This window comes from Chromatiaceae bacterium (genome assembly GCA_024235395.1).
In the GTDB taxonomy this organism is placed as follows: domain Bacteria; phylum Pseudomonadota; class Gammaproteobacteria; order Chromatiales; family Chromatiaceae; genus Thiosocius.
In genome coordinates this window covers 1-23,088 of sequence record JACKMK010000001.1, presented here as the reverse complement: position 1 = coordinate 23,088, position 23,088 = coordinate 1, and the positions used below count along the sequence as shown (strand labels likewise).

At 63.0% G+C, this 23,088-nt stretch carries 28 protein-coding genes; 19 read left to right on the top strand and 9 right to left on the bottom strand.

The annotated features are described in order from the left end of the window. Positions 1 to 230: 230 nt before the first annotated feature. The 4 genes from H6955_00140 to H6955_00125 all read right to left on the bottom strand — a co-directional run bounded on the left by H6955_00140 (position 231) and on the right by H6955_00125 (position 3,838). Positions 231 to 593, bottom strand: a complete 363-nt coding sequence (locus H6955_00140) for a hypothetical protein (protein ID MCP5311928.1) — start codon at positions 591 to 593, stop codon at positions 231 to 233. Positions 594 to 894: 301 nt separating this feature from the next. Beyond that, on the bottom strand, positions 895 to 1,698 hold the full coding sequence (locus H6955_00135) for a DUF1206 domain-containing protein (GenBank protein ID MCP5311927.1): 804 nt from the start codon (positions 1,696 to 1,698) through the stop codon (positions 895 to 897). A gap of 136 nt (positions 1,699 to 1,834) precedes the next feature. Beyond that, positions 1,835 to 3,010: a DUF2183 domain-containing protein gene (locus tag H6955_00130; protein MCP5311926.1), complete on the bottom strand. Its 1,176-nt coding sequence runs from the start codon at positions 3,008 to 3,010 to the stop codon at positions 1,835 to 1,837. A gap of 435 nt (positions 3,011 to 3,445) precedes the next feature. After that, positions 3,446 to 3,838 (bottom strand): hypothetical protein, encoded by a 393-nt coding sequence (locus H6955_00125; GenBank protein MCP5311925.1) that lies wholly within the window; start codon positions 3,836 to 3,838, stop codon positions 3,446 to 3,448. Between the two features lie 434 nt (positions 3,839 to 4,272). On the opposite strand from H6955_00125, the gene H6955_00120 reads away from it, so the two are divergent. Continuing rightward, positions 4,273 to 4,956 (top strand): VTT domain-containing protein, encoded by a 684-nt coding sequence (locus H6955_00120; protein ID MCP5311924.1) that lies wholly within the window; start codon positions 4,273 to 4,275, stop codon positions 4,954 to 4,956. Positions 4,957 to 5,059: 103 nt separating this feature from the next. Here H6955_00120 and H6955_00115 read toward each other — a convergent pair whose 3' ends face one another. Both H6955_00115 and H6955_00110 read right to left on the bottom strand, forming a co-directional pair. Beyond that, on the bottom strand, positions 5,060 to 5,677 hold the full coding sequence (locus tag H6955_00115) for a DUF502 domain-containing protein (protein ID MCP5311923.1): 618 nt from the start codon (positions 5,675 to 5,677) through the stop codon (positions 5,060 to 5,062). 454 nt (positions 5,678 to 6,131) lie between these two features. After that, a complete protein-coding gene (locus H6955_00110; protein ID MCP5311922.1) occupies positions 6,132 to 6,305 on the bottom strand; it encodes an entericidin A/B family lipoprotein in 174 nt (57 codons plus the stop codon). Between the two features lie 456 nt (positions 6,306 to 6,761). On the opposite strand from H6955_00110, the gene H6955_00105 reads away from it, so the two are divergent. From H6955_00105 to H6955_00085, 5 genes are all read left to right on the top strand, one after another. Next, the gene (locus tag H6955_00105) at positions 6,762 to 6,989 is read left to right on the top strand and encodes a hypothetical protein (protein ID MCP5311921.1); all 228 of its coding nucleotides are present in this window, start codon (positions 6,762 to 6,764) and stop codon (positions 6,987 to 6,989) included. 52 nt (positions 6,990 to 7,041) lie between these two features. Further along, positions 7,042 to 7,206: a DUF1328 domain-containing protein gene (locus H6955_00100; GenBank protein MCP5311920.1), complete on the top strand. Its 165-nt coding sequence runs from the start codon at positions 7,042 to 7,044 to the stop codon at positions 7,204 to 7,206. Positions 7,207 to 7,251: 45 nt separating this feature from the next. Further along, positions 7,252 to 7,425, top strand: coding sequence for a hypothetical protein (locus H6955_00095; protein MCP5311919.1), 174 nt, complete (start codon positions 7,252 to 7,254; stop codon positions 7,423 to 7,425). A gap of 248 nt (positions 7,426 to 7,673) precedes the next feature. After that, positions 7,674 to 8,180, top strand: a complete 507-nt coding sequence (locus tag H6955_00090; GenBank protein ID MCP5311918.1) for a DUF1269 domain-containing protein — start codon at positions 7,674 to 7,676, stop codon at positions 8,178 to 8,180. 41 nt (positions 8,181 to 8,221) lie between these two features. Continuing rightward, positions 8,222 to 8,416 carry a PLDc N-terminal domain-containing protein gene (locus tag H6955_00085; protein ID MCP5311917.1) on the top strand — a complete coding sequence of 65 codons (195 nt, stop codon included), beginning with the start codon at positions 8,222 to 8,224 and terminating at the stop codon, positions 8,414 to 8,416. 193 nt (positions 8,417 to 8,609) lie between these two features. Here the strand turns inward: H6955_00085 and H6955_00080 are convergent, their stop codons facing one another. The 3 genes from H6955_00080 to H6955_00070 form a co-directional block, all read right to left on the bottom strand. Then, positions 8,610 to 10,001 (bottom strand): sigma-54-dependent Fis family transcriptional regulator, encoded by a 1,392-nt coding sequence (locus H6955_00080; protein MCP5311916.1) that lies wholly within the window; start codon positions 9,999 to 10,001, stop codon positions 8,610 to 8,612. Then, a complete protein-coding gene (locus H6955_00075) occupies positions 9,994 to 10,743 on the bottom strand; it encodes a hypothetical protein (protein ID MCP5311915.1) in 750 nt (249 codons plus the stop codon). The genes H6955_00080 and H6955_00075 overlap by 8 nt, the downstream gene beginning before the upstream one ends. A 283-nt stretch (positions 10,744 to 11,026) precedes the next feature. After that, positions 11,027 to 11,473: a hemerythrin domain-containing protein gene (locus H6955_00070; protein ID MCP5311914.1), complete on the bottom strand. Its 447-nt coding sequence runs from the start codon at positions 11,471 to 11,473 to the stop codon at positions 11,027 to 11,029. A 366-nt stretch (positions 11,474 to 11,839) separates the two neighbouring features. Between H6955_00070 and H6955_00065 the strand changes: the two genes are divergently transcribed. From H6955_00065 to H6955_00005, 13 genes are all read left to right on the top strand, one after another. Beyond that, positions 11,840 to 12,001 (top strand): cbb3-type cytochrome c oxidase subunit 3, encoded by a 162-nt coding sequence (locus H6955_00065; protein MCP5311913.1) that lies wholly within the window; start codon positions 11,840 to 11,842, stop codon positions 11,999 to 12,001. Positions 12,002 to 12,630: 629 nt separating this feature from the next. Further along, a complete protein-coding gene (locus tag H6955_00060) occupies positions 12,631 to 14,775 on the top strand; it encodes a VTT domain-containing protein (protein ID MCP5311912.1) in 2,145 nt (714 codons plus the stop codon). Positions 14,776 to 14,778: 3 nt separating this feature from the next. Continuing rightward, positions 14,779 to 15,489, top strand: a complete 711-nt coding sequence (locus H6955_00055) for an endonuclease/exonuclease/phosphatase family protein (GenBank protein MCP5311911.1) — start codon at positions 14,779 to 14,781, stop codon at positions 15,487 to 15,489. 16 nt (positions 15,490 to 15,505) lie between these two features. Continuing rightward, on the top strand, positions 15,506 to 16,792 hold the full coding sequence (locus H6955_00050; protein ID MCP5311910.1) for a cation:proton antiporter: 1,287 nt from the start codon (positions 15,506 to 15,508) through the stop codon (positions 16,790 to 16,792). A 100-nt stretch (positions 16,793 to 16,892) separates the two neighbouring features. Further along, a complete protein-coding gene (locus H6955_00045; protein MCP5311909.1) occupies positions 16,893 to 17,279 on the top strand; it encodes a DUF1840 domain-containing protein in 387 nt (128 codons plus the stop codon). A gap of 119 nt (positions 17,280 to 17,398) precedes the next feature. Continuing rightward, positions 17,399 to 18,358 carry a YihY/virulence factor BrkB family protein gene (locus tag H6955_00040; GenBank protein ID MCP5311908.1) on the top strand — a complete coding sequence of 320 codons (960 nt, stop codon included), beginning with the start codon at positions 17,399 to 17,401 and terminating at the stop codon, positions 18,356 to 18,358. An 85-nt stretch (positions 18,359 to 18,443) separates the two neighbouring features. Next, positions 18,444 to 18,617 (top strand): YqaE/Pmp3 family membrane protein, encoded by a 174-nt coding sequence (locus H6955_00035; GenBank protein ID MCP5311907.1) that lies wholly within the window; start codon positions 18,444 to 18,446, stop codon positions 18,615 to 18,617. A gap of 389 nt (positions 18,618 to 19,006) precedes the next feature. Beyond that, positions 19,007 to 19,201 (top strand): CsbD family protein, encoded by a 195-nt coding sequence (locus tag H6955_00030; protein MCP5311906.1) that lies wholly within the window; start codon positions 19,007 to 19,009, stop codon positions 19,199 to 19,201. Between the two features lie 101 nt (positions 19,202 to 19,302). Then, positions 19,303 to 20,715: a mechanosensitive ion channel gene (locus H6955_00025; protein MCP5311905.1), complete on the top strand. Its 1,413-nt coding sequence runs from the start codon at positions 19,303 to 19,305 to the stop codon at positions 20,713 to 20,715. A gap of 295 nt (positions 20,716 to 21,010) precedes the next feature. Next, positions 21,011 to 21,328, top strand: coding sequence for a DUF883 family protein (locus H6955_00020; protein ID MCP5311904.1), 318 nt, complete (start codon positions 21,011 to 21,013; stop codon positions 21,326 to 21,328). Between the two features lie 10 nt (positions 21,329 to 21,338). Then, positions 21,339 to 21,776: a hypothetical protein gene (locus H6955_00015; GenBank protein ID MCP5311903.1), complete on the top strand. Its 438-nt coding sequence runs from the start codon at positions 21,339 to 21,341 to the stop codon at positions 21,774 to 21,776. Between the two features lie 41 nt (positions 21,777 to 21,817). Beyond that, on the top strand, positions 21,818 to 22,084 hold the full coding sequence (locus tag H6955_00010; GenBank protein ID MCP5311902.1) for a hypothetical protein: 267 nt from the start codon (positions 21,818 to 21,820) through the stop codon (positions 22,082 to 22,084). Positions 22,085 to 22,272: 188 nt separating this feature from the next. Further along, a partial coding sequence (locus H6955_00005; GenBank protein ID MCP5311901.1) for an AI-2E family transporter occupies positions 22,273 to 23,088 on the top strand: 816 nt, incomplete at its 3' end.

Here is a 23,088-nt window from a genome sequence, read left to right as displayed (position 1 = left end):
AGCGACCCTCGCAAATCGCGCAAGACCTTCGGCCTCGCTGTTCACAATCCGCTGGAGGCCAACCGGCCAGACCGGGCCTCTCGCCTGTCGCAGAGGCATTTTCGGCATTCCGGCAACGTGTGTCGATAGGGGATGGGAGACCACGAAAGCCGTTGCGATGGATCCGGGGCGTTTTGTGGGTGCGCCGAACTGTCAGCAGGATGGGTGCCCGCCGGTGTGCTCCGTGTGCGTCACAGCAATCCAAGGGCGCGTAGTGTGTCCTGCAGGGCGCTGTCGCTGAGTGGCTTGAGCAGCGACGGGATACCCGCAAATTTGCCGTGCAGTCCACAGGCATCGTCGTATCCACTGACGAAAGCGAACGGCACCTTCTTCGACAGCAGCTGACTGGCGATCGATTCGCTGGTCTCGCCATCCAGTTCAACATCCAGCAATGCGAAATCGACTGCGTGATGGCCGATGATGCTTTCCGCGTCTGCCACCGAACTCGCGACGTGGACCTCCGGGCAGTCCAGCTTCTTCAGCATGGCTTCTTCGTCCATTGCGATCAATGGATTGTCTTCCAAAACCAGCGCCGACCTGAACGCAGTGTTCACACCTCGTTACCTCGCATGGGCCGGACAGGGATGCCAGGCCGTGGTGTCCGATAGCCAGGCACCAAGGTTCCGCCGGGCTGGCCGGATCTTCCCACAGTCTAGCAGGGGGTCAAAATCATTTTCATCCGAACGCCGCCGCGGAATTGCCGGCCAGAAAGACGAGATGACCCCTATCGGATCAAGTCGTCCGTCGGGGTCGGCCGTGTCCCGCCTGTCGTCGAGAAAACAACCGCGTGCCGAGTCGGACGTCGACCGTTCGCGCCGTCGGCTTTGCGGAGCCGGGGCCTACCCGGCGCGCGGCTCAGGGCAAGGCGTCGGCATCGATGCGCCGAAAGACGGCTTCCAGCAGGCCGTAGGTCCCGAACGCCATCAGTCCGACCGCGGCAACGAACAACAGCTGCACGCCATACGGCTGATCGTGCAACACCTTCAGGACCCCCGCCTGGTCGAGTGCGTGTCGTGGATTGAGGGAAACGAAAACCCGGGCAAAGTACCAGCTGATCAGCAACAGAATGGACCCGCGTGCCAGCAGGCCGATACGGCTGATCAGCGTCACCCAGCCCACCTGACGATCGTCCAGCACCATGTATCGGAGAAAGGTCTTGCGTACCGCTTTGAAAAAATGTCCCACGGCCGACGCCAGCGCGATGCAGCTGACACCCGCGATCAACCAGGGACCCGCCGGTTTGTTGAGTAGCAGCGCCGCCCATTCGGCATAACTCTTGTCGCCGGCGTGCAGCGGCAGTGGAAGGTCCCACTGGAACCGTGCGACGAACAGTGCCAGCGACAGATAGATCAGCCCACTGATCAGCAGGCCGGCACGGATGACCATGCCCTTTGGCGCAAGGCCATGATTGTCCGGATCGAATGCCGTCTGAAACAGGCGCCAGGCCGAGAACGCAACCAGGCCGATCAACAAGGTTGACAGGATCACGTCACCGGCGGTCATGGTCGCGAGGTACCGGATCGCCTCTTTGGAATCGGCAAATTTGCCCCCCCATCCCAATGCCAATGAAAGTGCCAGCCAGCCGATCACCAGATAGACGGTGCCGCGTGCGGCGTAACCCAGTCGGGACAGCCATTGGTAAACCGACTGTCGCTTCAACGACGCGATCCGTTCTTGCGGCTCCCCGCTTCTGCCGGTTGAAACCTGTTGATCCCTGCGCATATCGCGGCCTCCTTGCAGACCTGACTGCAAGAGGCGGGCCATGCGGACCGTGAATCAACGCCGCTGGATCGGCTCAGCGATCCGCCTGATCCTTCATCTGACCGGGCAGGGTGTCGCGATCCGCGTCGGTGGCGGTCTCTGTTGTGACGGCGCCGAGCGCGTCGCGGCGCAGCAGGCCCAGCTGCGCGAGGTGGGCGGCGATATCGTTGCTGTCTTGCACACGCACCATGGGTACGTCCGCATACTCGCTGATCAAGGTATCGACCTTGAGGTCGTAGCGACTGTCGACTCCGGGGTCGATGTCCCGGATATAGATCGCCCAGATCCGGTTCGGGTGCCGTGTCGCGATCTCTGCATACAATGTCGCATCGTGTTGACCGCTGTCGCCAATCAGGATCGCCGGCAACGGAATTCGTTGTATCAGCTCTTCGATACGGTCGCGCTTATGCGTATTCTCTTCGCCCGCAATGATCTTTGCCAGATCGAGATCGCGCAGCAGTAGTGGACCTTTCGGCAGGTCGTTGAGATCCAGGAAGTCGCGCAACAGGTCGTACATGTTCCACGCCGAGTTGGAGACATAGAACACGGGGTTTTGCGTCCCGCCGGCCTGTGTCAGTGCCTGGTAGAGACCGGCGACCCCGGCGAGCGGCTTGCGGGTCTTGGCATTGTTCAGGAAGGTCAGCTGGGCGGCTGTGGTCAGGTCGGTGATGCCGGTGTGAATGACGGTGTCATCGATGTCGCTGATGACCATCAATCGGGCATCCGTGTCCGGCAACGCAAGCCAGTGTTCCGCATTCAGTACCTGCCGTTCGCCACGGTGTCGAGCGATCACCTTGTAGGTGTCGGGGCGGACAGCACTGCGCGGAAAACGCGCCGAATAGTAGCCCTCGTTGTCTGTAACGACGTCGGCGCGGTGTTCGGCGTAGCTCAGTTCGACCGTCGCCCCGGTGATCTCGTCACTCTCCCATCGTCGATAGGTGGCCCTGATGTTGTCCCACCAGTTGTCGTCGTCCCGTGGTCCGCCAAAGGGTCTGTTCGCGAGCAGGCGCCCTGTGACCCATACACTGTCCTGGTTGCCATAACCGTGATAGGCAGCGATGTGTCCTGGTTGTCCGAAGCCCATTCGGCGCGTAACCCTGCGCCACGTCACCTCTGCCACCCGGTCGATGCCTGCGCGCGACCGCTGCAACAGCGTTGCGATCCTGCGCCGCCAATCAGGCGGCTGTTGTCGGGCGGATTCATCGGCCATCGTTGATGTACCTTCGTGGACAGAGTGCCGAAGACTCGCGATGTCTGCGGCTGGCAGGCCGGTCGAGGTCAGCAGGCTGCAGGACAGCACGAACCCGAGCCCGACACCGCGCCGTATTGATGCGTTTTGCGATCGGTATGCCGCCCGCCGATCGGTCGATGAGTTACACATGGCAGACCGCGGTCGGCGCGCCGATCCGCAGATGTCGCGAGTGTCCGCAATGGTTCCCCGTCCACCAGTGTGCGCGTCGCCGGATGATGCCGAATGCCAGCGGATCCTGTACCGCAAGGCCGGAACGGCGGCGGCCAGCCATGCCGCGGTGGAGGCGTGCATCCGCCGGCCGGCGCAGCGGTCTCGCGCTGCGGCCTGATAAAAGATCGGCGATCCATGCCGTGTGCTCTGATGCCGGGGCCATGACGGGTGTTATCATCGTGCTCAGAAGACGGTGCCAAAGCCTTCATCTTCGTTGTGAGTCAGTTCCGGAAGTTGTGCAAGTTCGTGGATCATCGTCAGGATGCCCAGTTCTCTCCCGGTTTCGTCGCTGGGTTGGATGGCATCGAACAGACGGTACAGGAAACGGCTGCCACCGCGCGGCTCGAAATGACGGATGAGATGGCGCATGTGCGGTGACGCCGCGCGGCAGTCATGACCTTGACAGTCCGTCTGGTAGTGTTCGATCAGCGCATGGACCACCTCCAGGTGCTCGTGCGACAACTCCACGCCCATGCGCTCGGCATTGCGACGGACACGTGCCTCGACCTCCTGCGGATTGAGGTCCTTGACCGCATCGAACAGCTGATTTTCTCCCGGGACCTTTTGACTCGACATGGGTTCCTCCTATCGGACTTCTACTGTGGAATGGATGGGCTGGAATATGCGCATGTGTCTGCGGATATCCAACGAGATGCGTGTTCGTGCGCCCAAGCTTTCGCTGCCGGCACGGCGCTCATCGCGCAGACAAAGGAACACCCCGGTCGCAACGATCGAAGATCGGCGGCACACTGCAGGCTGATGGTGCAACAACTGCGCCAGAGACCCGATACCACCGGATGGACCGGTCCGATACGCCGCGAACACTGTGCAAGCAGAGGTGGTCTGTAGACTGCGCGCGTGGCACAAGCCTTGCGTCGGCTACCCAGAGACACCGCGCCCGCCTGTAGACTCCGATACTCTGAAAAACATCCGGTCGGGATGGGCCAATGGTGGAGGATTTCGGCCAAACGACCCGATATCGGCAGGGCACCATCGAGGAGAGAAGATTCATGACGGATCCGGGAAACAAACGTAGTCGTCGTCGACTGGTGATGATGGTCGTGCTGATCTTGTCGCTACTGGCTTTGGCAGCGGCATGGCGGTGGACGGCGCTGAACGAGTTTCTCGCGCCGGAAAATTTTCAGCGCCTCATGGCCGGTTTCGATCATCCGATCACCCGTGCGGCCGCGGCCACCGGCGTGATGATGATCGCGCTGACGATGATGGTACCCCTGACACTGCTGGCGGTATTTGCCGGCATAGCGTTCGGTGGTGGATTGGCTTTCGTATATACATTTCTGGCGGCTTTGGTCAGCGCCGCCCTGGTGTTCACGTTCGGGCGACTCCTGGGTAAGCGGGCACTGGAGAAGGTGGGGGGTGATCGCGTGAACCGGATCAGCCGGCAGTTGTCGGACTACGGTGTCGCCACGGTGGCGATCGCCCGCGTGGTGCCTATGGCGCCATTCACCGTGTTCAACCTGGTCGCAGGCGCCTCGCATCTCGGATTTCGCGCATTCCTGCTGGGTTCCATGATTGCGCTGGGGCCGGGGATCGCAGCCTTGACCCTGCTTTCAGACAGCGTAAAGGCCGCTTTCGAGGATCCTTCGACCGAAAGCGTGATCATCATGCTGGTATTTGCGCTCGTCATCCTCTCGGCGATCGTTGTGATGCGTCGCCGGTTCACGAACAAATGACACGTCGTCGGATCGGCTGGTCGATCCAGGATGAATGTCGTAACAACCCGGGTATCGGGTCGTATGCCGGCCATCGAAATACGGATGGATCATCGGCCATTGTTCAGCGGGTGGACCGCTCCACTGCGACCGCTTCGTCACCGCTGCGCTCGAGCGGGCCACCGGTCAGTACAGCGCGCATCGCCTGATCGGCCGGTACATCGAGTGGCGTTATCCGGCTACGCGGCACGTGCACGGTGAATCCCCCGAGTTGATAACTCATCGCAAGGTAGACGGCGACACGGGATTCGGTGTCGTCGAATCGACCCGGTAGGTGGGCATCATCCTGCATCACGAATCCAACCAAGCGAAACTCGCCGAGATCCACGGCGACCACCTGCCCAAAGTCCTCGCCGGCATCTTTCGAGAACAGGCGCGCGACATCCTTGAACGCCTGGAACAGCGTCGTTACGAGCGGAATCCGTTCCAGGATCGATTCGACCAACCCGACCATCCAGCGCACGAGGAACAGATTCGCGGCGAGACCCACCGCCAGGGTCAGGGCAATGCCACTTATCAGGCCGAGACCGCGAAAATACCAATCGGCGGGGAGCATCGCCTTGATGGGCGGTCCGAATGTCTTCTCCGACCAGGTGCCGAGCCATACCAGCAACGCAATGGTCAGGGCCACCGGTGCGACCAGTGCGACCCCCTTCAGAAACCAGTGCCATAGGCGAGCCATACCAAATTTCCTCTGAGTGGACGGGACGGGTGATGACGGTCGCATGCACGCGAAGCCTGACCGACAGGTATGCCCGCCAAGTGTCGCACGCGGGAAACAGGGTCATGCAGAATCTTTTTTGCATCTGGACGACGGTCAGGGCGCGACCGACGGTTGTGCGAAGTTGGACCTCGCTGCGCAAAGTGCCGTCCATGCCGTGGACGTTGCGTCCGGCAGGCGGGTGGTGCAGTGGGGACGCCTTGAACGTCGACGCAGATGTCGACCGGGATCGCAAACCCTCTGGTGCGGGCTGGGTGCCGGTTGTGGGGGCACGCAGTCAAGGCCGGTTTCGCACATGGCCTGTTTTGCAGATGGGCCGGTGCTCAACAGCCCGCTGGCATTGTCGTTTCCTGCGACCGCACGGGCGTGGGGTCGCCCGTGCAGCCGCGTCGTCTTGTCCGGCCACCCTCCAACTTCAATATCCCTTCTCTTTTTCCGCCTTGTCCTCGATCGCATCGCCTGCGGCTTCGACGTCCTCGCCAATCCCGGCGACCGTGTTGCACCCGCCCAGCCCAATACTGCCGACGGATACGAGAACGAGCAGTGCGATCGCACGCAGACGGGCATGGTTCAGTGATTCGGTATTCATTGCATCGGTCCTGTGTGGCTTGTTTGTGTGTATCCAACGACCGTAAGAGTCATCGGTTTACAGCAATGGTCGAGCAACGAACATGCCACGCGGAACGCGATGTCCCGCGGTTCGATTGTGCTCGTCGGATCCAGCAGACGGGTCGCGTCCGTCAGCCGGATGCGATCGCGCGGTTGGACTCACGCCGCCATATCGACCCTCTTTGGCGCAAATGCACCGTTCGAGCGTCGGCTGCGTCGCCGTGTTGTCCCTAGGAGGGTCGGCAGGTGTGCACGGATCGACACCGCAAGGTCCCTAACGACCACCCGCTGTACCGGCAATAGCGTGAACTGCTCCCGGTTTAGCGAAGTTATCTCCGTACTCATGGGCGCGGTTGGCACGCCTCCTGCGAGTAGGCATTCGGGAAGCGTCCCCTTGAGTGGGACGGTAAACGAGCTGACGAAAAGGAGCTGAACAATGACAGACAAGACCAAAGACAAGGTCCAGGGCGAGGGCGATTACGAGTCGGCCAAGCGTTACGACCGCGAGACCCGCGAGTTCGTGAATTCCGGAAAGGTCGACGAGGCGATCGGTGATGCAGCAGATCAATCGCCGCAAGAAGGACGGGCCGCACGTGAAGACGCACGCTCCCGCGCCAAGGAGCACGATCCCGAGGAAAAGCGCGATTTCGATCACGCTTCGTGACATCGCCGGCTGACGTAATCCACTGACGATCTGAAGATTGAGGAGAACGACCATGATTGGATGGGCTGTGACATTTTTCATCATCGCGATTATCGCGGCACTGTTTGGTTTTACGGGTATCGCGGGGACAGCGACCAACATCGCCTGGATACTGTTCGTAGTGGGCTTGGTCGTGGCCGTGATTTTCGCGCTTACCGGCCGTCGCGGCAGGGTCTGACCGCGGCGTCGCAGGCAGTACGGATTTGACCAAGAGGAGATAGCGATGCAACGAATGACTACGCGACTGGCGCTGACCGCCGCACTGATTGCAGTGCTGGCGGCATGTGAGCAGGATGGCCCCGCCGAGCAGGCCGGGGAAAAGATCGACAACGCCGTCGAATCGGCCGGCGACAAGCTAGAGCAGGCCGGTGACAAGATCCAGGATGCCACCCGTTGACCTAACCGGTCGGTCGACCATCGCGCCAGAACGAACCGACGGCAATGCCGTCGGTTTTTTTTGCGTTGCGCATGTCCGCCAACACCTTACCGGTCCGGACGTTTTGCAACGGACTGTCGGATTTGAGCCGGGCGTCCGGAGGCCCCTTTGTCGACGCACAACCTGACGGTCGAGCCGCACGGCAACCCAGAGGGCTGGCATGGCGATTGCTCCACCCCGGATGTGAAATCAATGCGGCGGAGGACATGATGAGCAAGCTGTACTTCCTGGTTCCTGACACCTCGTGCGCTGAACGGATCGTGAAGGATCTCAAGCGTGCTGGAACCGGCGAGGAGGACATCGGCGTATTGGGCAAGGATGTCGCACTGGCCGATGCGCTACCCGATGCGGACGTCGAACAGACCAGCGACCTCAAACCGGCAATGCAGCAAGGCGCCGCCATCGGTGGGGCAACGGGGCTGTTGGCCGGTCTCACAGCGACCCTGGTCCCGGGCGGATTCGCAGTCGGCGGCGCTGCACTGTTGGGCATGACCCTTGCCGGTAGTGCGTTCGGGGCCTGGGCATCCAGCCTCATCGGTATTTCGGTGCCCAACCGAGAGGTCGAGGAATTCAAGTGCGCCATCGAAGACGGTCAGGTCCTGATGATCATCAACACCGCGAACGCTGATCGCGCGCGTATCAAGGCGATTGTCTCGGAATGTCACCCCGACGTCGTGTATGGCGGCGAGGAGGGCAACATTCGCGGCATCGCATGACGATCGGTTGATCGAAATTTCTTTACTGACAGGAGACGACGATGGGAATTGAAGTGGGTGGCTTGATCGGACTGATTATCCTGGCGCTGGATATCTGGGCGATTTTGAAGATTGTCGACAGCGGTGCCTCGACGGGTGGAAAGGTGTTATGGATATTGTTGATCGTGGTGCTGCCGCTGCTCGGCCTGATCATCTGGTGGTTGTTCGGGCCTCGTGGCAACCGACAGCTGGCGTAGATGGGCGGCTCTGAACGTACTCCGCAAAGCGAATGGCGGCATCAAGCCGCCGTTCGCCCGGCTGATCGAACGGTGCCGGCGAACGAGACTGCGGTTCAGTTCGGAAACTTTATAGAATCGAGACTTCGGCGGGCGGCAGCTCTGCTGGGCACCTGCAAGGCGAATCAACAAGGGCTTCGGCGGCCGCGGGCGCTTACTGAAACGACTCCGTATCGATATGGTGTTTGTCGATGCGGTAGCGCATCGTCTGACGGCTGACACCGAGGAGCGTGGCGGCCCGGGTAACGTTACCCCGCTGGCGCCTGAGGGCCTCTTCGATCATGCGGCGCTCCATTTCGTCGAGGGTGACGGAACCGTTCAGCGGGAAACGGATGGAATCACCGTCGGAATCCGACTCCGGCCTGTCTCCGGCGGTCAGTTGCAGCCAACGTGTTTCCAGTTGATTGCCGCGCGACAACAAGACACAACGTTCGATCACATTGCGCAGTTCACGCACATTGCCTGGCCAGCTGTATTGACGCAACAGAGTCCAGAACTCGTCCGGAATCTCGGTGATGCGCTCGTTGCGGCGTTCGTTGAACTCGGCGACGAACTCCTTGACCAGATCTTCGATATCCTCGATGCGGTGACTCAGGCTGGGCAGCACGATCTGGAACACGCTGAGGCGGTGGAACAGATCACTGCGAAAACGGTTTTCCGCGACTTCGTTTTCCAGGTCGCGGTTGGTCGCGGTGATGATGGTGACGTCGACGCTGATCTCACGGTTGCCGCCGACCCGCCGAATGGTCCGGTCTTCAACGGCTTTCAACAGCTTGGCTTGCAGACCAAGTGGCATCTCGCCAATCTCGTCGAGAAACAGGGTGCCGCCGTTTGCCTGTTCGAACAATCCCTCGCGCCGATTCTTGGCACCGGTAAAGGCGCCGGCCTCATGGCCGAACAGTTCCGACTCCAGCAGTTCGTCGGGTAGTGCCGCACAGTTGACCTCGATCATCGGACCATCGGCACGCGGGCCGTTGTAATGCAGGATACGTGCAGCCAGGCCCTTGCCGGTACCTGTGCCGCCACGCAGCACCACGGCGCTGAAGCCGGCCTTCGCGATCTGCGTCAGCATGTGGCGCGTCTCCTGGGCGCGCTCGCTGTGCCCGATGAACTGCTCGACGCGAAACTTCGCCGCCTCACTGGCGGCCGCCAACGAGAGTCGGCGCTGGGCGCGCGCACTGCGTGCGGCACGTTGAACCGCGAGATCGAGGCGCGCATCGTCGACCGGCTTTTCGATGAAATCGTGTGCGCCCAGCTGCAGCGCCCGCACGGAATCCGGGATGGTCCCGAATGCGGTCAGGAAGATCCATTCGCCGGGCGCCTTCCCCTGGCCCTGCAATTCGCCGAGCAGGTCGAGACTGTTGCCGTCGGGAAGATTCATGTCGGCGAGCACGGCGAGGGGACTGATGCGTCGCTCGACGATCTGCGTGCGTGCGTCGGCGATGCCTGTGCAGAGCACGACGTCCCAGCCCTGCTTGACAAAGCGGCGTTGCATTTCGCGGCCAAGCAGGGCCTCGTCTTCGATGATCAACAGGCTGTCAGACATCGGGGCAGGGTAGGTCCAGGGTGAATGTCTGGGTGGTACTGCTCGTCTCGGCGCGCAGCAGGCAGCCGCCGAGGTCGCGGGCAAAACGTTCTGCGACCAGCAGGCCCACCGGCTGCGTCCATCCCATCGGCACCGTCATGCCAGTGTCGAGCACCGCGTCGCCGGGCTGTCCTGCACTGACGTCGAACTGGATCAGGGCGTGACCGTCCTGATGGGATACGCCGACCTCGATCGCCTGTACGGCGCTGACGCTGGCGAGGTGATCCAGCATGCTGTAGACGGCCACTCTCAGTCCTTCGCGGGGCAGCCTGCAGCGAACGCCGCGATCGGCACCCAAACGGATTCGGGCACCATCCGCGTGACCGGGGCGGGTGATATCGATCACGTCGGCCGTCTCGGCGGCCACGTCGACGGGCTGCGGTTTTTCGTTGTGGATGGGTATCGTCTGCACCGTGGTCCTGACGAAATTCAGCATGCGGTCGATCTCCTGGAGCGTGAGATCAAGGGTTTCGCGCTGATCGGTGTCCTCGATCTCCGCGCGAAGACTGCTGCAGGCGGCACGTACCGCCGCAAGGGGGTTGCGCAGTTGATGGGCGAGACGTCCGGCGAGCGCACGCAGCGCCGCACTGCGTTCGTCGCGTGCCAGTCGTGCCTGGTTGGACAGGACGGTCGCCGGATCTTTGGAGGAGGGCGCTTCGTCGGCGCCGCTCATCGGCTCGTCCGGGTCACGTGTTCTGGTCATTATCCTGCTGTCACGTCTCACGATCTGCTGCCAATCATCTCTACCGATCGCCGTCTGAATCGACGAGCAAACTGCGTACCATCCCATCGCGGCCCGCACGGCTGTGCTTTGCCGACACGCCCTGAGACCATACGTCCGATTTGCGACACCGGGCGGTCCAAATCGGCCAATCGGCAGTGTAGCCGGTGGTCGCTCAGTGCGCACGCCGGGCATGCACCACACCCGGGTGCCGTTCGGACTGTCTCCTGCCACAGTCGATTCACCGGCCCCGGTTTGGGGTGTGTCATGCCGCCTTGTTTTTCTGCGCCGACATCTCGTCGAGGTAGGCCCGCGCCAGTGTGCTTTTTGCGTCGTCCTCCAGCGCCTTGCCGGCCAGCTGGAAAACCTCGTGTTCCTCTTCCTCGAGGTGGTGCTGCAGCTTCTCTTCGAGTCGCTTGGCGGCCGCCAGCCATCCGGGCGAACTCATCTCGGTGTGCTCCAGTGTCTCGACCAGTTCGTCGAGTTCGTGGTGTTCGGCGACACTGTGACGCGCCTTTTCGATCGTCAGATCGCTTTGCATCAACGGCACGTAGAAGTGGCGTTCCTCGGCCGCCGCATGTGCCGCGAGTTCCGTCTTCAAAGCGCCGAACAGACGCTCGCGTGTCGCGCTCTCGCCATTGGTTGCGACGAGATCGCGTATCAGACCGCGCTGGATCTCATGGTCTGCCCGCAGTGCCTCGAAAATGTTCATGTTTCGCATCCTCTTCGGTTCGTAGGTCTATACGGCGCCCGGTGTCCGCGCCTGCCCCTGTCCCGGTAACAGCAGCAACCGTGCCATGCGGCGAACTGTCTGTGAGCGGACGCGGCGGCCTGACCGGCCCGACAGTGCATTCCTCGGCGATCACCGGAGTCTCCCGGCGGCGGGCGTCAAATCGGCCCGCGCAGGCGCAGATGCACCGCCGATCACGCGATGCCCGAACAAGCGGTCTCTCGATACGACCGTCGGGGGCCAGCGCCGCGCACGGATCGAGGACGGCGGCATGTGACTTGCTTCGTGCCTTGACCTGTAGACCAGATGCGGGCCGGGACAAAAACCGGCCACGGTCAGGAGGCGACCATGTGGGAAGACATCTACGCCTGGATTGCATACCTGGCGGCACCATTGTTTCTGCTGGGTGTGATCGTGTACGTGTTTCGCCCCTCGGCGCGCGAGAAATACCGCCGCGCGAAACGCATCCCGTTCGAGAACGGCGGTCGGCACGGTGACTCGTCGCATTGATCGGTCACTGCATTCATGAAGCGTACAGACCCTGCGCCTCGGGCGGGGCGGCCCGCTTGGCACCGCCGTCTGAAGGAGGGGATATGACTCACGCCGAACCTGAGAAGCGGCGGCGAACGCGACCGACCCGCTCGGCGTTGGCCGGCCGGGCGACGACGGCTGGCGGGCTGCTTCGCGAATCGTCGATCACGCCGACCAAGACCCCACCCGGGGTACCGCCGAAACCGATCGAGGACCCTCCAGCACGTCCGGCCAGGCCGACGCCGCCGGTCGAGGATCCACGACCGGCGAGGCCACCCAAGCACACCGCTTCGATGTAAGTCGAAACCCGGCTGCCGACAGTCGTCGCGGCGACCGCGCAGTCCCACATGAGTGGAAGGCCGGTTTGGGGCGCTGCGGCGACACATCGGTGGGGCATTCGCGTGCCATAGTCGTCGCTTCGGCGCCGTTGGCGTGGCTCATATGCGCCATTCGAGGTGCATCTGGGACGCGCTGCCGGGCGAGGCAGGCCCGGGAGATCGCTGTGAGGGCCGCGATGGCGGAAATGGTGCATCCTGGCCCCAAGCTTGCCTCGGACGTCTCAGTCCGAACAACGGCCATGCCATTCCTCGGGATTCAAGATGTTGACCATGTCCAGATCCACGCCTGACACCCGCCACCGGGAAGCGCCACAGGCCATCCTCCGGGACGGCCAGAACTGCTGGAAGCATGTGCGCGCCAGCCGCTTCTCCGTACTGATCGATACAGCAGACTACTTCGCCGCCTTTGCCAAAGCCTGCCTCGCCGCCGAACGACAGATCTTTCTGCTCGGCTGGGACTTCGACCGACACGAACGGCTGCACAGGGGTGAACACGCGGGCGATCTGCCCGACGAGCTGGGTGCCTTCCTGGTCGAGTTGGTGCGACGCAAGCCAAAGCTGAACGTCTATCTCCTGTCGTGGGATTTCAACATGATCTATGCCGCGGAGAGGGAATTGCTGCCGGCCTTGCGGCTGCGACTGCAGGCGCCACCGCGGTTTCATTTCCGCCTCGATGGCGTGCATCCGAAGGGCGCCTCGCATCACCAGAAGGTCGTCGTGATCGACGACCGGGTGGCGTTTGCCGGTGGAATCGACCTGAGTCGCTGGCGCTGGGATACCTGCGAGCACAAGCCGGACGACCCGCGACGTACTGACCCGAACGGCAAACCCTATCCGCCGTTCCACGACATGATGGCGGTGTTCGAGGGAGCGGCGGCCGCCTGCCTCGGCGACCTGGCGCGCGAACGCTGGCGACGCGCGCGCGGCAGGCGATTGTCGCCACCGGTCGGTGTTACCGCGTCTCCCTGGCCGGCCGACCTGCCCGCGGACCTGAAGGCGATCGATGTCGCAATCGCGCGCACCGAACCGGCCTATCGCGGTCGCGATGCCGTGCACGAGGTCGAGCAGCTGTATCTCACGGCGATCGCCGCCGCTGAACACACCATCTACATCGAAAACCAATACTTTACCGCCCACAGCCTTGCGGATGCCCTTGCAGCACGTCTTGCCGAGAAGCACGGCCCGGAGGTCGTGATGGTGCTGCCCGAAAAGACCGGGGGATGGCTGGAGCAGGTCACGATGGACGTCCTGCGCGGACGGATGCTACAGCGCCTGGCCGAGGCCGACCGTCACGACCGGCTGCGCATCTATTTCCCCTACCAGCAGGGTCTCGGTGACACCTGCATCAGTGTGCATGCCAAGCTGCTGATCGTGGACGATCGGCTGCTGCGTATCGGTTCCTCCAACACCAGCAACCGCTCGATGGGGCTGGACACGGAATGCGACGTGGCGATCGAAACCACCCGACCGGACGACCCGACGGGTCGCTTCATCGCTGGTCTGCGCACCAGGCTGCTCGCCGAACACCTCGGCAGTGACACCGCGGCAGTCGAGCGGGCGATGCGCGAAAAGCAGCACCTGATCGGCGCCATCGAGGCTTTGCGGAGCGACGGCCGAAGTCTGCGACCACTCGACTGGGAGGTGGAGTCCGAGGTGGACGAACTGGTCCCCGACGACGGTGTGGTGGATCCGTCTGAACCCTTCAGCCCGGATTACTTTGTCCAGCAGTACGTGCCGCGTTTCGGGCGGGTCACGGGGCGTCGTCGCCTGGCTGTTTTCCTGGGGCTGCTGGCGGCCTTGCTGATGCTTGCGGCCGCGTGGCGCTGGACGCCGTTGGCGGAGGTGCTGTCGCCCGAGCGGATCCGCGACTATGTGCAGTCGTTGGCCTCGCCGGAGGCGCGAGCGGCTGTTGCGGTCGGTGGATTCGTGGTCGCGAGTCTGGCGATGGTGCCGGTCACGCTGCTTGCACTGATCGGCGGCATGGTGTTCGATGGTTGGCAGGCATTCGCCTACGTGATGACGAGCGCCATGCTCGCCGCGACGATAGGTTTCGCAGGCGGTCGCCTCCTGGGCCACGCCAGGGTTCGGCGCATGAACGGTCGTCGTACCGAGCACCTGAGCAAGCGGCTCGCGCGTCGCGGCACCATCGCGGTGGCGATACTGCGCCTGGTCCCGGTGGCACCTTTCGCGGTTTTCAATCTCGTCGCCGGTACCTCGTCACTCGGTACGCGTCAGTTCGTGTTCGGCACGCTGATCGGACTGGCGCCGGGACTCGGTGCGATCACGCTGTTTTCGAGTTCACTCTGGCAGGCCGTTGCGGTGCCGTCACCGCGCAATGTCGCGATCGCGGCGGTCATGGCGATCTTACTGTCCGGCACCGCCTGGGTCGCCAAGCGTTGGCTGAGGACGCGTTGATCGGTGGGCAGGCTACGGGTCGCGACCTACAACGTGCACGACTGCGTCGGGCGGGACGGAGAATATGCCCCCGAACGGATCGCGGCCGTCGTCGCCGGGCTGGACGCCGACGTGATCGCGTTGCAGGAGGTGACCCTGGACCATGCCGGCGACGTCATCACCCTGCTGGAACGGACCACTGCGATGCGGGCGGTGGACGGCACCCTGTTCGAGCGTGGCGTGGGGCGGTATGGCAACGTGCTCCTGACCCGGCAACCGGTTGCCGAACAGCGGGTACACGATCTGACACACCGCGATCGCGAGCCGCGCGGTATCGTGGATGCCCAACTGGTGGTCGATGGCCAATGCTGGCGGGTTCTGGCGACGCACCTGGGACTTTCCTGGCGGGAGCGGCGTCAACAGCTGCAAACGGCGGCCGGCATCGTTCAGGACGGGGACGCCGCAACGGTGATCCTGGGGGATTTCAATATCTGGCTGGGTGCGCGGGCGTTTGCCCCCCTGACCCGGCTCGGCTTCGTCCGCTGCCAACCGGCCAGTTTTCCGACCTGGTTCACACCGCTGTTGTCACTGGATCGCATCCTGGTGCGCAGACCGGCATCGCTGCGACGTTGCACACGTATCATGTCGCCGGTTGCCCGCATCGCCTCCGACCACTTCCCGGTCGTCGCAGAGGTGATGCATCCGCCGGATCGAACGGCACGCGGCACGGCATGAAGGGAAGGGTCAGATGATGGGCACGGCGGGTTGGTTCCTCCTGGTCGGCGGACTGCTGTTGGTGATGGGGATGAGCGCCCCTCTTCTGCGGCGCATACCGGTGACCTCTTCGATCGTCTACCTGGTGGTGGGGCTGTTCGCCGGCCCGACCGTCTTGGCCCTTTTCCACTTCAATCCGCTACAGGAATCGCGCCTGCTCGAGATCCTTACCGAGGTCGCCGTGCTGGTGTCGTTGTTTTCGGCCGGGGTCAAGATGCCGGTTCCGGTGTCGCTGGCCCGCTGGCGTGCGCCGATCATGTTGGCCTTCGTCTCGATGGCGGTCAGCGTGGGTGCGGTGGCGCTGTTCGGGCATTTCCTGCTGGGGCTGCCTCTCGGTGGCGCGATTCTGCTGGGTGCAATCCTGGCGCCCACGGACCCGGTGCTCGCGACTGACGTACAGGTGCGGCATCCCGGCGACCGCGACCGATTGCGCTTTACCCTGACATGCGAAGCCGGAATGAACGATGGCAGCGCCTTTCCGTTCGTCATGCTGGGACTCGGACTGCTCGGCCTGCACGAGCTGGGTGAATTCGGTGGACGCTGGTTGCTGATCGACGTGTTCTGGGCGACAGCCGCGGGACTCGTGATCGGCGTGGTTTGCGGGGTCGCACTCGGGCGTCTGGCCGCGTGGATTCGACGTACAAGGCCCGGACACGGTTTCCTCGATGATTTCCTCGGCCTCGGCCTGATAGGGATCGTCTACGGCATCAGTCTGGTGCTCAGCGCATGGGGCTTTCTCGCGGTGTTCTTTGCCGCCGTGGCGCTGCGCCAGACCGAGCTGCGCATCGCACGCCGCGCCGCGGATGCCAATGAGCCCTCTGGGGAGGGTGGCCAGGCCACGGTCGAGGACGCCGCCGGGCGGTGCCTGCCCGTCAGCGAGGCGTCATTGATCTTCAAGGAGCACATCGAGCGACTGTCCGAGCTGGTACTGATACTGTCGATCGGCGGCATGCTGTTCGTCGACTCGTGGAGCTGGCGGGCGGTCGCGACGGCCGCGTTCGTGTTCTTGGTCGCTCGGCCCGCGAGTGTGTTGATCGGGCTCGCGGGGACCCGTACGACGTGGCGCATACGCGGTATGGCCGCCTGGTTCGGCGTGCGGGGTATCGGTTCCCTTTACTACCTGATGTACGCCATAGAGCACGGCCTCTCCGAGGCGTTGGCGGTTGAACTGATCCACATCACGCTGGTCGTCGTCACACTGTCGATTCTCGCGCACGGAATCAGTGTGAAGCCGATGATGCGCCAGTACCGAAGGCAGTCCTGATGCCGCGGTGGCCGTTCGTACGGCGAACCGCTGCATTGGCATGTGTCCTGCAGAAGACGAGTCTGGAGCGACGGAGCCTGAAGACGACCAGGGCGGCTCCATGTCGATTGCAACAACGCCGTCTCCGGACGGGGGCAGGGAACTCATGATGATTCGTTTTTCGAGCAAGGCGGGACCCAGCATCACGATGATGGACCGGTACGCATTGCCGCTGATCCGCATGATGCATCACAGCGGGACCGTTCCCAGTGCGATCCTTCCGGATGATCTGCCGTCCGCCCTGCAGTCGCTGAAATCGTCTCTGGATACGCTGGGCCACGACCAGGGCGACGAACCCCCGGCCGAAGACGCCGCCGGAGATTCGGACGAGGACAGCGACCGGGTCGCCCTGCATACCCGGGCCTATCCATTGTTGCAGCTCCTCGAATCCGCGGTACGCGATGAACAGGCAGTAATGTGGGACTACTACGACGGAAGCTACATCTGAGCTGTGAATGGCGCGGTTCTTGATACGTATCGCGGGATACGGCGGAGCGGGGGCGATCGGACATCGATGGCAGTGCTTGCAGCAACAAGCAGGGCCTTTGTAATCCGACACGGGTTTCGATGCAGGAAGGTATCGGCAGAGAGGCCGAAAGGCCGGCACAGATTCCCCGCAAGGGGTGGTGGCAGGTGCTCAGGCGCGTCTGGCACAGGACGGGCGCGAACAACCTGGGCCTGATCTCCGCGGGTGTCGCCTTCTATGCGTTGCTGGCCGTGTTTCCGGCCATCGTCGCCCTGCTGGCGCTGTATGGATTGTTCTTCGACGCCGCCCAGGCCTCGTCACAGTTCTCCTATTTTCAGGGTGTGCTGCCCGAGGACGCATTTCGCCTGATCGCGGACCAGTTGACCGAGGTGGCGGCGGGGTCAGAGGGTCGGCAGGGGCTCGGTGTCGTGGGAGCGACGCTGCTGTCGGTGTGGAGCGCCACCAAGGGATCGCGCTCGCTGATCGTCGCGCTGAACGTGGCCTATGACGAGCACGAACGCCGCAACATCGTCCGGTTGAACCTGACCGCGATGGCGCTGACCCTGTTCCTGGTCATGCTCGGTGTCGCCGGACTGGCGGTGATCCTGGTCGTCCCCCTGGTGCTCGAGTTCGTCGGCCTCAGCGATGCGACCGAGCTGTTGATGGCACTGCTGCGCTGGCCGTTGGTGGCCTCCGTGGCGGTGCTGATGTTGGCGGCCATCTATCGATACGGACCCGCTCGACGCAACGCCCGATGGCGGTGGGTCTCGCCCGGCGCACTGGTCGCGGTCGCCGGCTGGGTCGCGGCCTCACTCGGCTTCTCCCTGTATGTCACACAGTTCGGCAACTACAACGTCACCTACGGATCGGTGGGCGCCGTCGTCATCCTGCTGATGTGGTTCTTCATCACCGCGTTCGTCGTGATGCTCGGCGCGGAGCTGAACGCCGAGCTCGAGCGCCAGACCGCGCGTGACACGACCTGGCATGGCGAACAGCCGCTCGGCCAACGCGGTGCCTATGTCGCGGACCATCTTCCGGAAGACGGCCCCAACAGCCGCTGACACATCGCGCCGCTCGCCGTGCGCCTGGTATGCGAATTGCGTCTTCGGTTTTCGATTGTTCATCACGCAACCGGGGAGAACCGCAATGGCCGTCACCAAGACAGATCCGCTGAAAATCATTCTCGCGATACTCTTACCACCCGTCGGGGTCGCCTCTGAAGTCGGCTTCTCAGGACACTTCTGGCTGAACATCCTGTTGACGCTGCTGGGCTATGTACCGGGGATCATTCACGCGCTCTACGTGATCATCAAGCGTTGAAGAACCCAGCCGGGTTAACTGCGAATGCGCGCTATCCGATCCGGCGTGCTGGTCGGAGTCCCATCTGGAATCGGGCCGTCGAAGGCCGTATTCACCGCCCGGCGGTCGATATGCAGACTCAAAGGTCCAAAGCACCCGTTTCGACGCATCGCGTCCCGATCTGCCGTCACCGGACCACGGATCGGCTTGTCCCATTCGTACCGGCAACCGCGCCATGGATCGGTCGGGATCGGTCTGTCGGCCGGAGCGCATCCTCTCAGATCCATCGGCACGATCGATGCAACGTTGTCCTGGCGAATCGTCGAAGGTCGCGGAGCGTGCTTCACCCGCTTCCATACAGGCCCGGACGTGAGCGCTATCCATCGTCGTTCTACAAAGGAGCAGATGACATGAACTGGGAACAGGTAAAAGGAAACTGGAATCAACTGAAAGGGTCGGCCAAGGTCCAATGGGGCAAGCTCACCGATGATGACCTGACGGAAATCGAAGGTGACCGAGACAAGCTTGTCGGCAAGCTGCAGGAGGCCTACGGGATCACCAAGGAAGAGGCACAACGCGAGATCGAGTCCTTCAAGTGGCACTAGCTGACAGCGTGCCTTCCTGCGAGTGAACGGGCGGTGCGGTATATCCGGCAGATGATGCGGATACGCCGCAGGCTCCACTGGCGGAAGCATCGGCACCGGGCATGAGTCGGAGGCTGATATATCTGTTATGGGCGATCGCGTCGACAACCCTTGGTATCGGCGCGGTCACCCAGGCGTGTGCTGACGAACTGACACAATTGCTGGCAGGCACGCCGTCGCCGACTGCCGTCAAAGCCGACCAGGTGATCACGGTCGCCTCATCGGAGCGATCCGATCAGGATATCCGGCAGCGGCTGCAGGCCATCTTTTCCGAGCTGGAAACACTGGCCGGTGTCGAGGTTGAAGTGACCGCGGGCGTCGTCAGTCTGACAGGCAAAGTCGCGAACGCGATGGTCGAGAATCGGGCACTGGGATTCGCCCGCCGGGTCGAGGGTGTGGTCGCAGTGGAGAACCACCTGAACGTCGACCGCGACCTGCAACCGAGACTGCGGACGACAGGGCAGAAGCTCGTCGACCTGTCGCGCAACGCCTGGGCTGTCTTGCCGCTGTTTCTGCTCGCATTGGCCGTATTCAGCCTGTTCCTGCTTACCGGTCGGTGGCTGGCGGCCCAAAGCGGGTGGCTAGATCGACTCGCGCCCAACCCTTTCATCGCCAACCTGTTCAGCCAGCTGTTGCGGGTCGTGTTCACGCTGTTGGGGTTGTCGGCCGCGCTGGCCCTGCTCGATGCGACGGCATTGCTCGGGACCGTGCTCGGTGCGGCCGGAATCATCGGTCTCGCGGTGGGGTTTGCGGTTCGCGACACGGTCGAGAACTACATTGCATCCATCCTGCTGAGCCTGCGCAACCCGTTCGAGGTGAACGATTTCGTCGACATCGACGGACATGAGGGCAATGTGGTCAAGCTGACGTCTCGTGCAACCATATTGCTGTCACCCGACGGCAACCACATAAGGATCCCGAATGCGACGGTGTTCAAGGCGGTGGTCACCAATTTCACCCGTCACCCGGAGCGCCGTTTTGAGTTCGACGTCGGTGTCGACACCGACCAGGACCTGCAGGCGGCACAGCGACTGGCGTTGCTTACGCTGTCCGGTACCCACGGTGTCCTGGCAGACCCACGGCCGCTGGTGGTCGTCCAGATGCTCGGCGATTCCAACGTGGTGTTGCGTTGCTACGGCTGGGTCGACCAACGCCATTTCGGCTTCCTCAAGGTGCGTAGCGAGGCCATCCGTGTCGTCAAGCACGCGTTCGACGGGGCAGGGATCGTGATGCCGGAGCCGGTGTACAAGGTACGCCTGTTCGAGCCACAGGGTGAACCGGAGGTGACGGGCAACAGGCGCTCAGCGGGCACCCAGGGTTCCACGATACACGGGGGCTCCGCAGCCGCCGTCGGTTCAGTTGCGACGGCAGGCGATATGTCCGTCGATCTCACGATCGAACGGAAGGTCGCCGAACAAGAGCGGCAAGCGGGCAGGGAGAATCTGTTGGATGCGGCAACATCCAGCGAGATCTGAATGGCCGCCTGCCTCTGTCCACCTTGCGTAGCCGGTCTTTCCCGTGCCCTGGAGGCCAAGGCCCCGGTCACGCACCTGCCAATATCCACCGCCACCGGTTGATTTCGGCCTGTTCCGCGGCGCTCGCGAACGAATACCGGCGAGCGCGGCTGTGGTGGCACGGCTGCGGTCTGCGGGCAACACAGCAGGACCGCTGGTTACGGCACAGGGTCAATGGCCGACGACCACATGGCACAGCGTTTGCTCCGTGTTGTACAGGGACTCTCCCATAAACGAACCTGAGCGAGGTAACGACATGTCCAATCGTAAAAGCGAGCAGCACGAACCGGCACATTCGGCCCGGACGGAATCGGGCAGCTATTCCGAACGGGCCACGGCGGCTGCACACGATGCGGTTGACCGGATCGGCGAACAGGCGGAACGCGCCGAGGAACGCATCCGTGGCGCAGCGGGCGACGTACGTCGTCGCTCGTATGAAGCACGCGATCGCGCCCGCGACCTCAGCGACGAAGCGACCATGACCGCACGCTCCTATTTGCGGGAGCACCCACTGGCTTCACTGGCCGTGGCGTTTGGTGTCGGCATGTTGTTCTCATCGATCATGCGCCGCTGAGGGGTTCGACGTGGCCGAGCAGCCGTCTGCGCAAGCGCGTTCGTGCGACGAACCGCCGAGCCTGAGACATGCCCTGGGGCAGTGGGGCGAGGACGTTCGCCTGATGGCCGATGCGCTGTCCGAGCTGGCGGCGAGCGAAGCCAGGCTGGCCGCGTACAGCCTGGCGATGATGCTCGCCGCTGCCCTGGTGCTCGCGATAATGGCCGCGGCGCTGTGGACCACGTTGGCGTCGGCGATTGCGCTGGCGGTATTCGACGGCGATGAGGTCTGGCTTGCGACGTCATTGAGTGTCGCTGCGGCCAGTGCGCTGGCAGGAGGCGTCTGCTATCTGATGATCCGCCATCTGAGCCGCAACCTCGGTTTCCCCGGGATGCGTGCCGTGCTGTTCCGACCACCCGGGCGGAGGATCACCGCCGAGGATGTGGACCGCGAGGGTGTACGTCCGTGAGGCGGAAAAGCGACGGTCTGGTACCCGTTCGGACGGCTGGCATGTATCGCGCGCGGTCGCTGGCGTTGGAGCGCGTCGCACTCGGGCGACGTCGGCTCGCGGCCAGCCGGATGCAACTTCGCGCATCGTTTCGAACGACGGCAAGTTCTCCCGGCGCGCTCGTCGGCGCCTTCCTCGGAGGCTTCGTACTGGAAAGAGTACAGGTGCGCCGGGATCGTGCGCAGGCGCGCGGTCGGGTCCGACGTGCGTTGGCCAAGGCACTGCTGTTTTCACGTTCGATTCAATATCTGCGCGACTGGTTGCACTGACGCGGGCGCGCACCGAAGCGATCCCCATTTGCCCGGCTTGGCGGTCTCCCTCATGGCCATGCCGGGCTTTTTTGATGAACGCCTGTTGTTCCGCGGACCGGTTCCCGGTGTGTGAAACGCGGGCGCAATCCTGGGCATGACTTGTGCTGTCAAATTGCATAACGACCAATGAAGGCGGAGATGTCGCGGTGCTAGAGAAAAATGACAATCCGATCGAAGCAGGCCAGGGCTCTGCCGTTGCCACGCCGAACTCAATAACGGCGAAGATCCGCGAGCGGTCCTCGCTGGCGCTGAACGGCCTGTTCGTACTGGCGGCACTGGTCGCGCTGGCCGAGGCACGGGAGGTGTTCCTGCCGTTGGCTACGGCGTTTCTGCTGAGCTTCGTATTCCGCCCGATAGTGCGCGCCCTGCATTCGATCAGGGTCCCGCCGCCGGTTACGGCCCTACTGTTGGTCGGCGTTCTCGGCGCCGGCCTGACCCTGGGTATCTACAGCCTCAAAGAACCGGCTGCGGAGTGGTTGAAAGAGGCGCCACAGTCTCTGAGGCAGTTGCAGTACAGGATCGCCGAGATACGCGAACCAATCTCCGACGTGAAGGCAGCGACCGATGCACTGGACGACCTGCGCAACGGGTCCGAGACGCCCGGTAACGAGGTCGTGTTGAAGACCAGCGCACTTGACGAGGTGCTGTTCGTCGAAACCAGCGCAACACTGATGGCCGTGTTCACGACCCTGGTGGTCCTGTTCTTCGTCCTCGGCTGGGGCGATCGGCTGTTCCGCAATATCGTCAGTGCCCTGCCACGCTTCCGGGACAGGCGTGAAGCGGTCGTACTGGTGAAGGAGGTGGAGCATTCGATCACGGTCTACCTGGCGACGATCAGCCTGATCAACCTCGTGCTTGGCATCGTTGTCGCGGTCGTCATGCACCTGCTGGGAATGCCGAATCCGCTGCTCTGGGGGGTCGTGGCAGGTGTACTCAACTACATCCCTTATCTCGGTCCGGCG

What these genes read in the sequence shown, in the direction of transcription:
- H6955_00085 (MCP5311917.1), top strand. Translation starts at nt 8,222, where the DNA reads ATGGGAATTGAAGTGGGTGGCTTGATCGGACTGATTATCCTGGCGCTG.
- H6955_00130 (MCP5311926.1), bottom strand. Translation starts at nt 3,010, where the DNA reads ATGGCCGATGAATCCGCCCGACAACAGCCGCCTGATTGGCGGCGCAGG.
- H6955_00115 (MCP5311923.1), bottom strand. Translation starts at nt 5,677, where the DNA reads ATGGCTCGCCTATGGCACTGGTTTCTGAAGGGGGTCGCACTGGTCGCA.
- H6955_00070 (MCP5311914.1), bottom strand. Translation starts at nt 11,473, where the DNA reads ATGAACATTTTCGAGGCACTGCGGGCAGACCATGAGATCCAGCGCGGT.
- H6955_00100 (MCP5311920.1), top strand. Translation starts at nt 7,042, where the DNA reads ATGATTGGATGGGCTGTGACATTTTTCATCATCGCGATTATCGCGGCA.
- H6955_00060 (MCP5311912.1), top strand. Translation starts at nt 12,631, where the DNA reads ATGTCCAGATCCACGCCTGACACCCGCCACCGGGAAGCGCCACAGGCC.
- H6955_00105 (MCP5311921.1), top strand. Translation starts at nt 6,762, where the DNA reads ATGACAGACAAGACCAAAGACAAGGTCCAGGGCGAGGGCGATTACGAG.
- H6955_00080 (MCP5311916.1), bottom strand. Translation starts at nt 10,001, where the DNA reads ATGTCTGACAGCCTGTTGATCATCGAAGACGAGGCCCTGCTTGGCCGC.
- H6955_00090 (MCP5311918.1), top strand. Translation starts at nt 7,674, where the DNA reads ATGAGCAAGCTGTACTTCCTGGTTCCTGACACCTCGTGCGCTGAACGG.
- H6955_00045 (MCP5311909.1), top strand. Translation starts at nt 16,893, where the DNA reads ATGTCGATTGCAACAACGCCGTCTCCGGACGGGGGCAGGGAACTCATG.
- H6955_00120 (MCP5311924.1), top strand. Translation starts at nt 4,273, where the DNA reads ATGACGGATCCGGGAAACAAACGTAGTCGTCGTCGACTGGTGATGATG.
- H6955_00040 (MCP5311908.1), top strand. Translation starts at nt 17,399, where the DNA reads ATGCAGGAAGGTATCGGCAGAGAGGCCGAAAGGCCGGCACAGATTCCC.
- H6955_00110 (MCP5311922.1), bottom strand. Translation starts at nt 6,305, where the DNA reads ATGAATACCGAATCACTGAACCATGCCCGTCTGCGTGCGATCGCACTG.
- H6955_00065 (MCP5311913.1), top strand. Translation starts at nt 11,840, where the DNA reads ATGTGGGAAGACATCTACGCCTGGATTGCATACCTGGCGGCACCATTG.
- H6955_00125 (MCP5311925.1), bottom strand. Translation starts at nt 3,838, where the DNA reads ATGTCGAGTCAAAAGGTCCCGGGAGAAAATCAGCTGTTCGATGCGGTC.
- H6955_00035 (MCP5311907.1), top strand. Translation starts at nt 18,444, where the DNA reads ATGGCCGTCACCAAGACAGATCCGCTGAAAATCATTCTCGCGATACTC.
- H6955_00010 (MCP5311902.1), top strand. Translation starts at nt 21,818, where the DNA reads ATGTATCGCGCGCGGTCGCTGGCGTTGGAGCGCGTCGCACTCGGGCGA.
- H6955_00020 (MCP5311904.1), top strand. Translation starts at nt 21,011, where the DNA reads ATGTCCAATCGTAAAAGCGAGCAGCACGAACCGGCACATTCGGCCCGG.
- H6955_00075 (MCP5311915.1), bottom strand. Translation starts at nt 10,743, where the DNA reads ATGACCAGAACACGTGACCCGGACGAGCCGATGAGCGGCGCCGACGAA.
- H6955_00050 (MCP5311910.1), top strand. Translation starts at nt 15,506, where the DNA reads ATGGGCACGGCGGGTTGGTTCCTCCTGGTCGGCGGACTGCTGTTGGTG.
- H6955_00025 (MCP5311905.1), top strand. Translation starts at nt 19,303, where the DNA reads ATGAGTCGGAGGCTGATATATCTGTTATGGGCGATCGCGTCGACAACC.
- H6955_00030 (MCP5311906.1), top strand. Translation starts at nt 19,007, where the DNA reads ATGAACTGGGAACAGGTAAAAGGAAACTGGAATCAACTGAAAGGGTCG.
- H6955_00095 (MCP5311919.1), top strand. Translation starts at nt 7,252, where the DNA reads ATGCAACGAATGACTACGCGACTGGCGCTGACCGCCGCACTGATTGCA.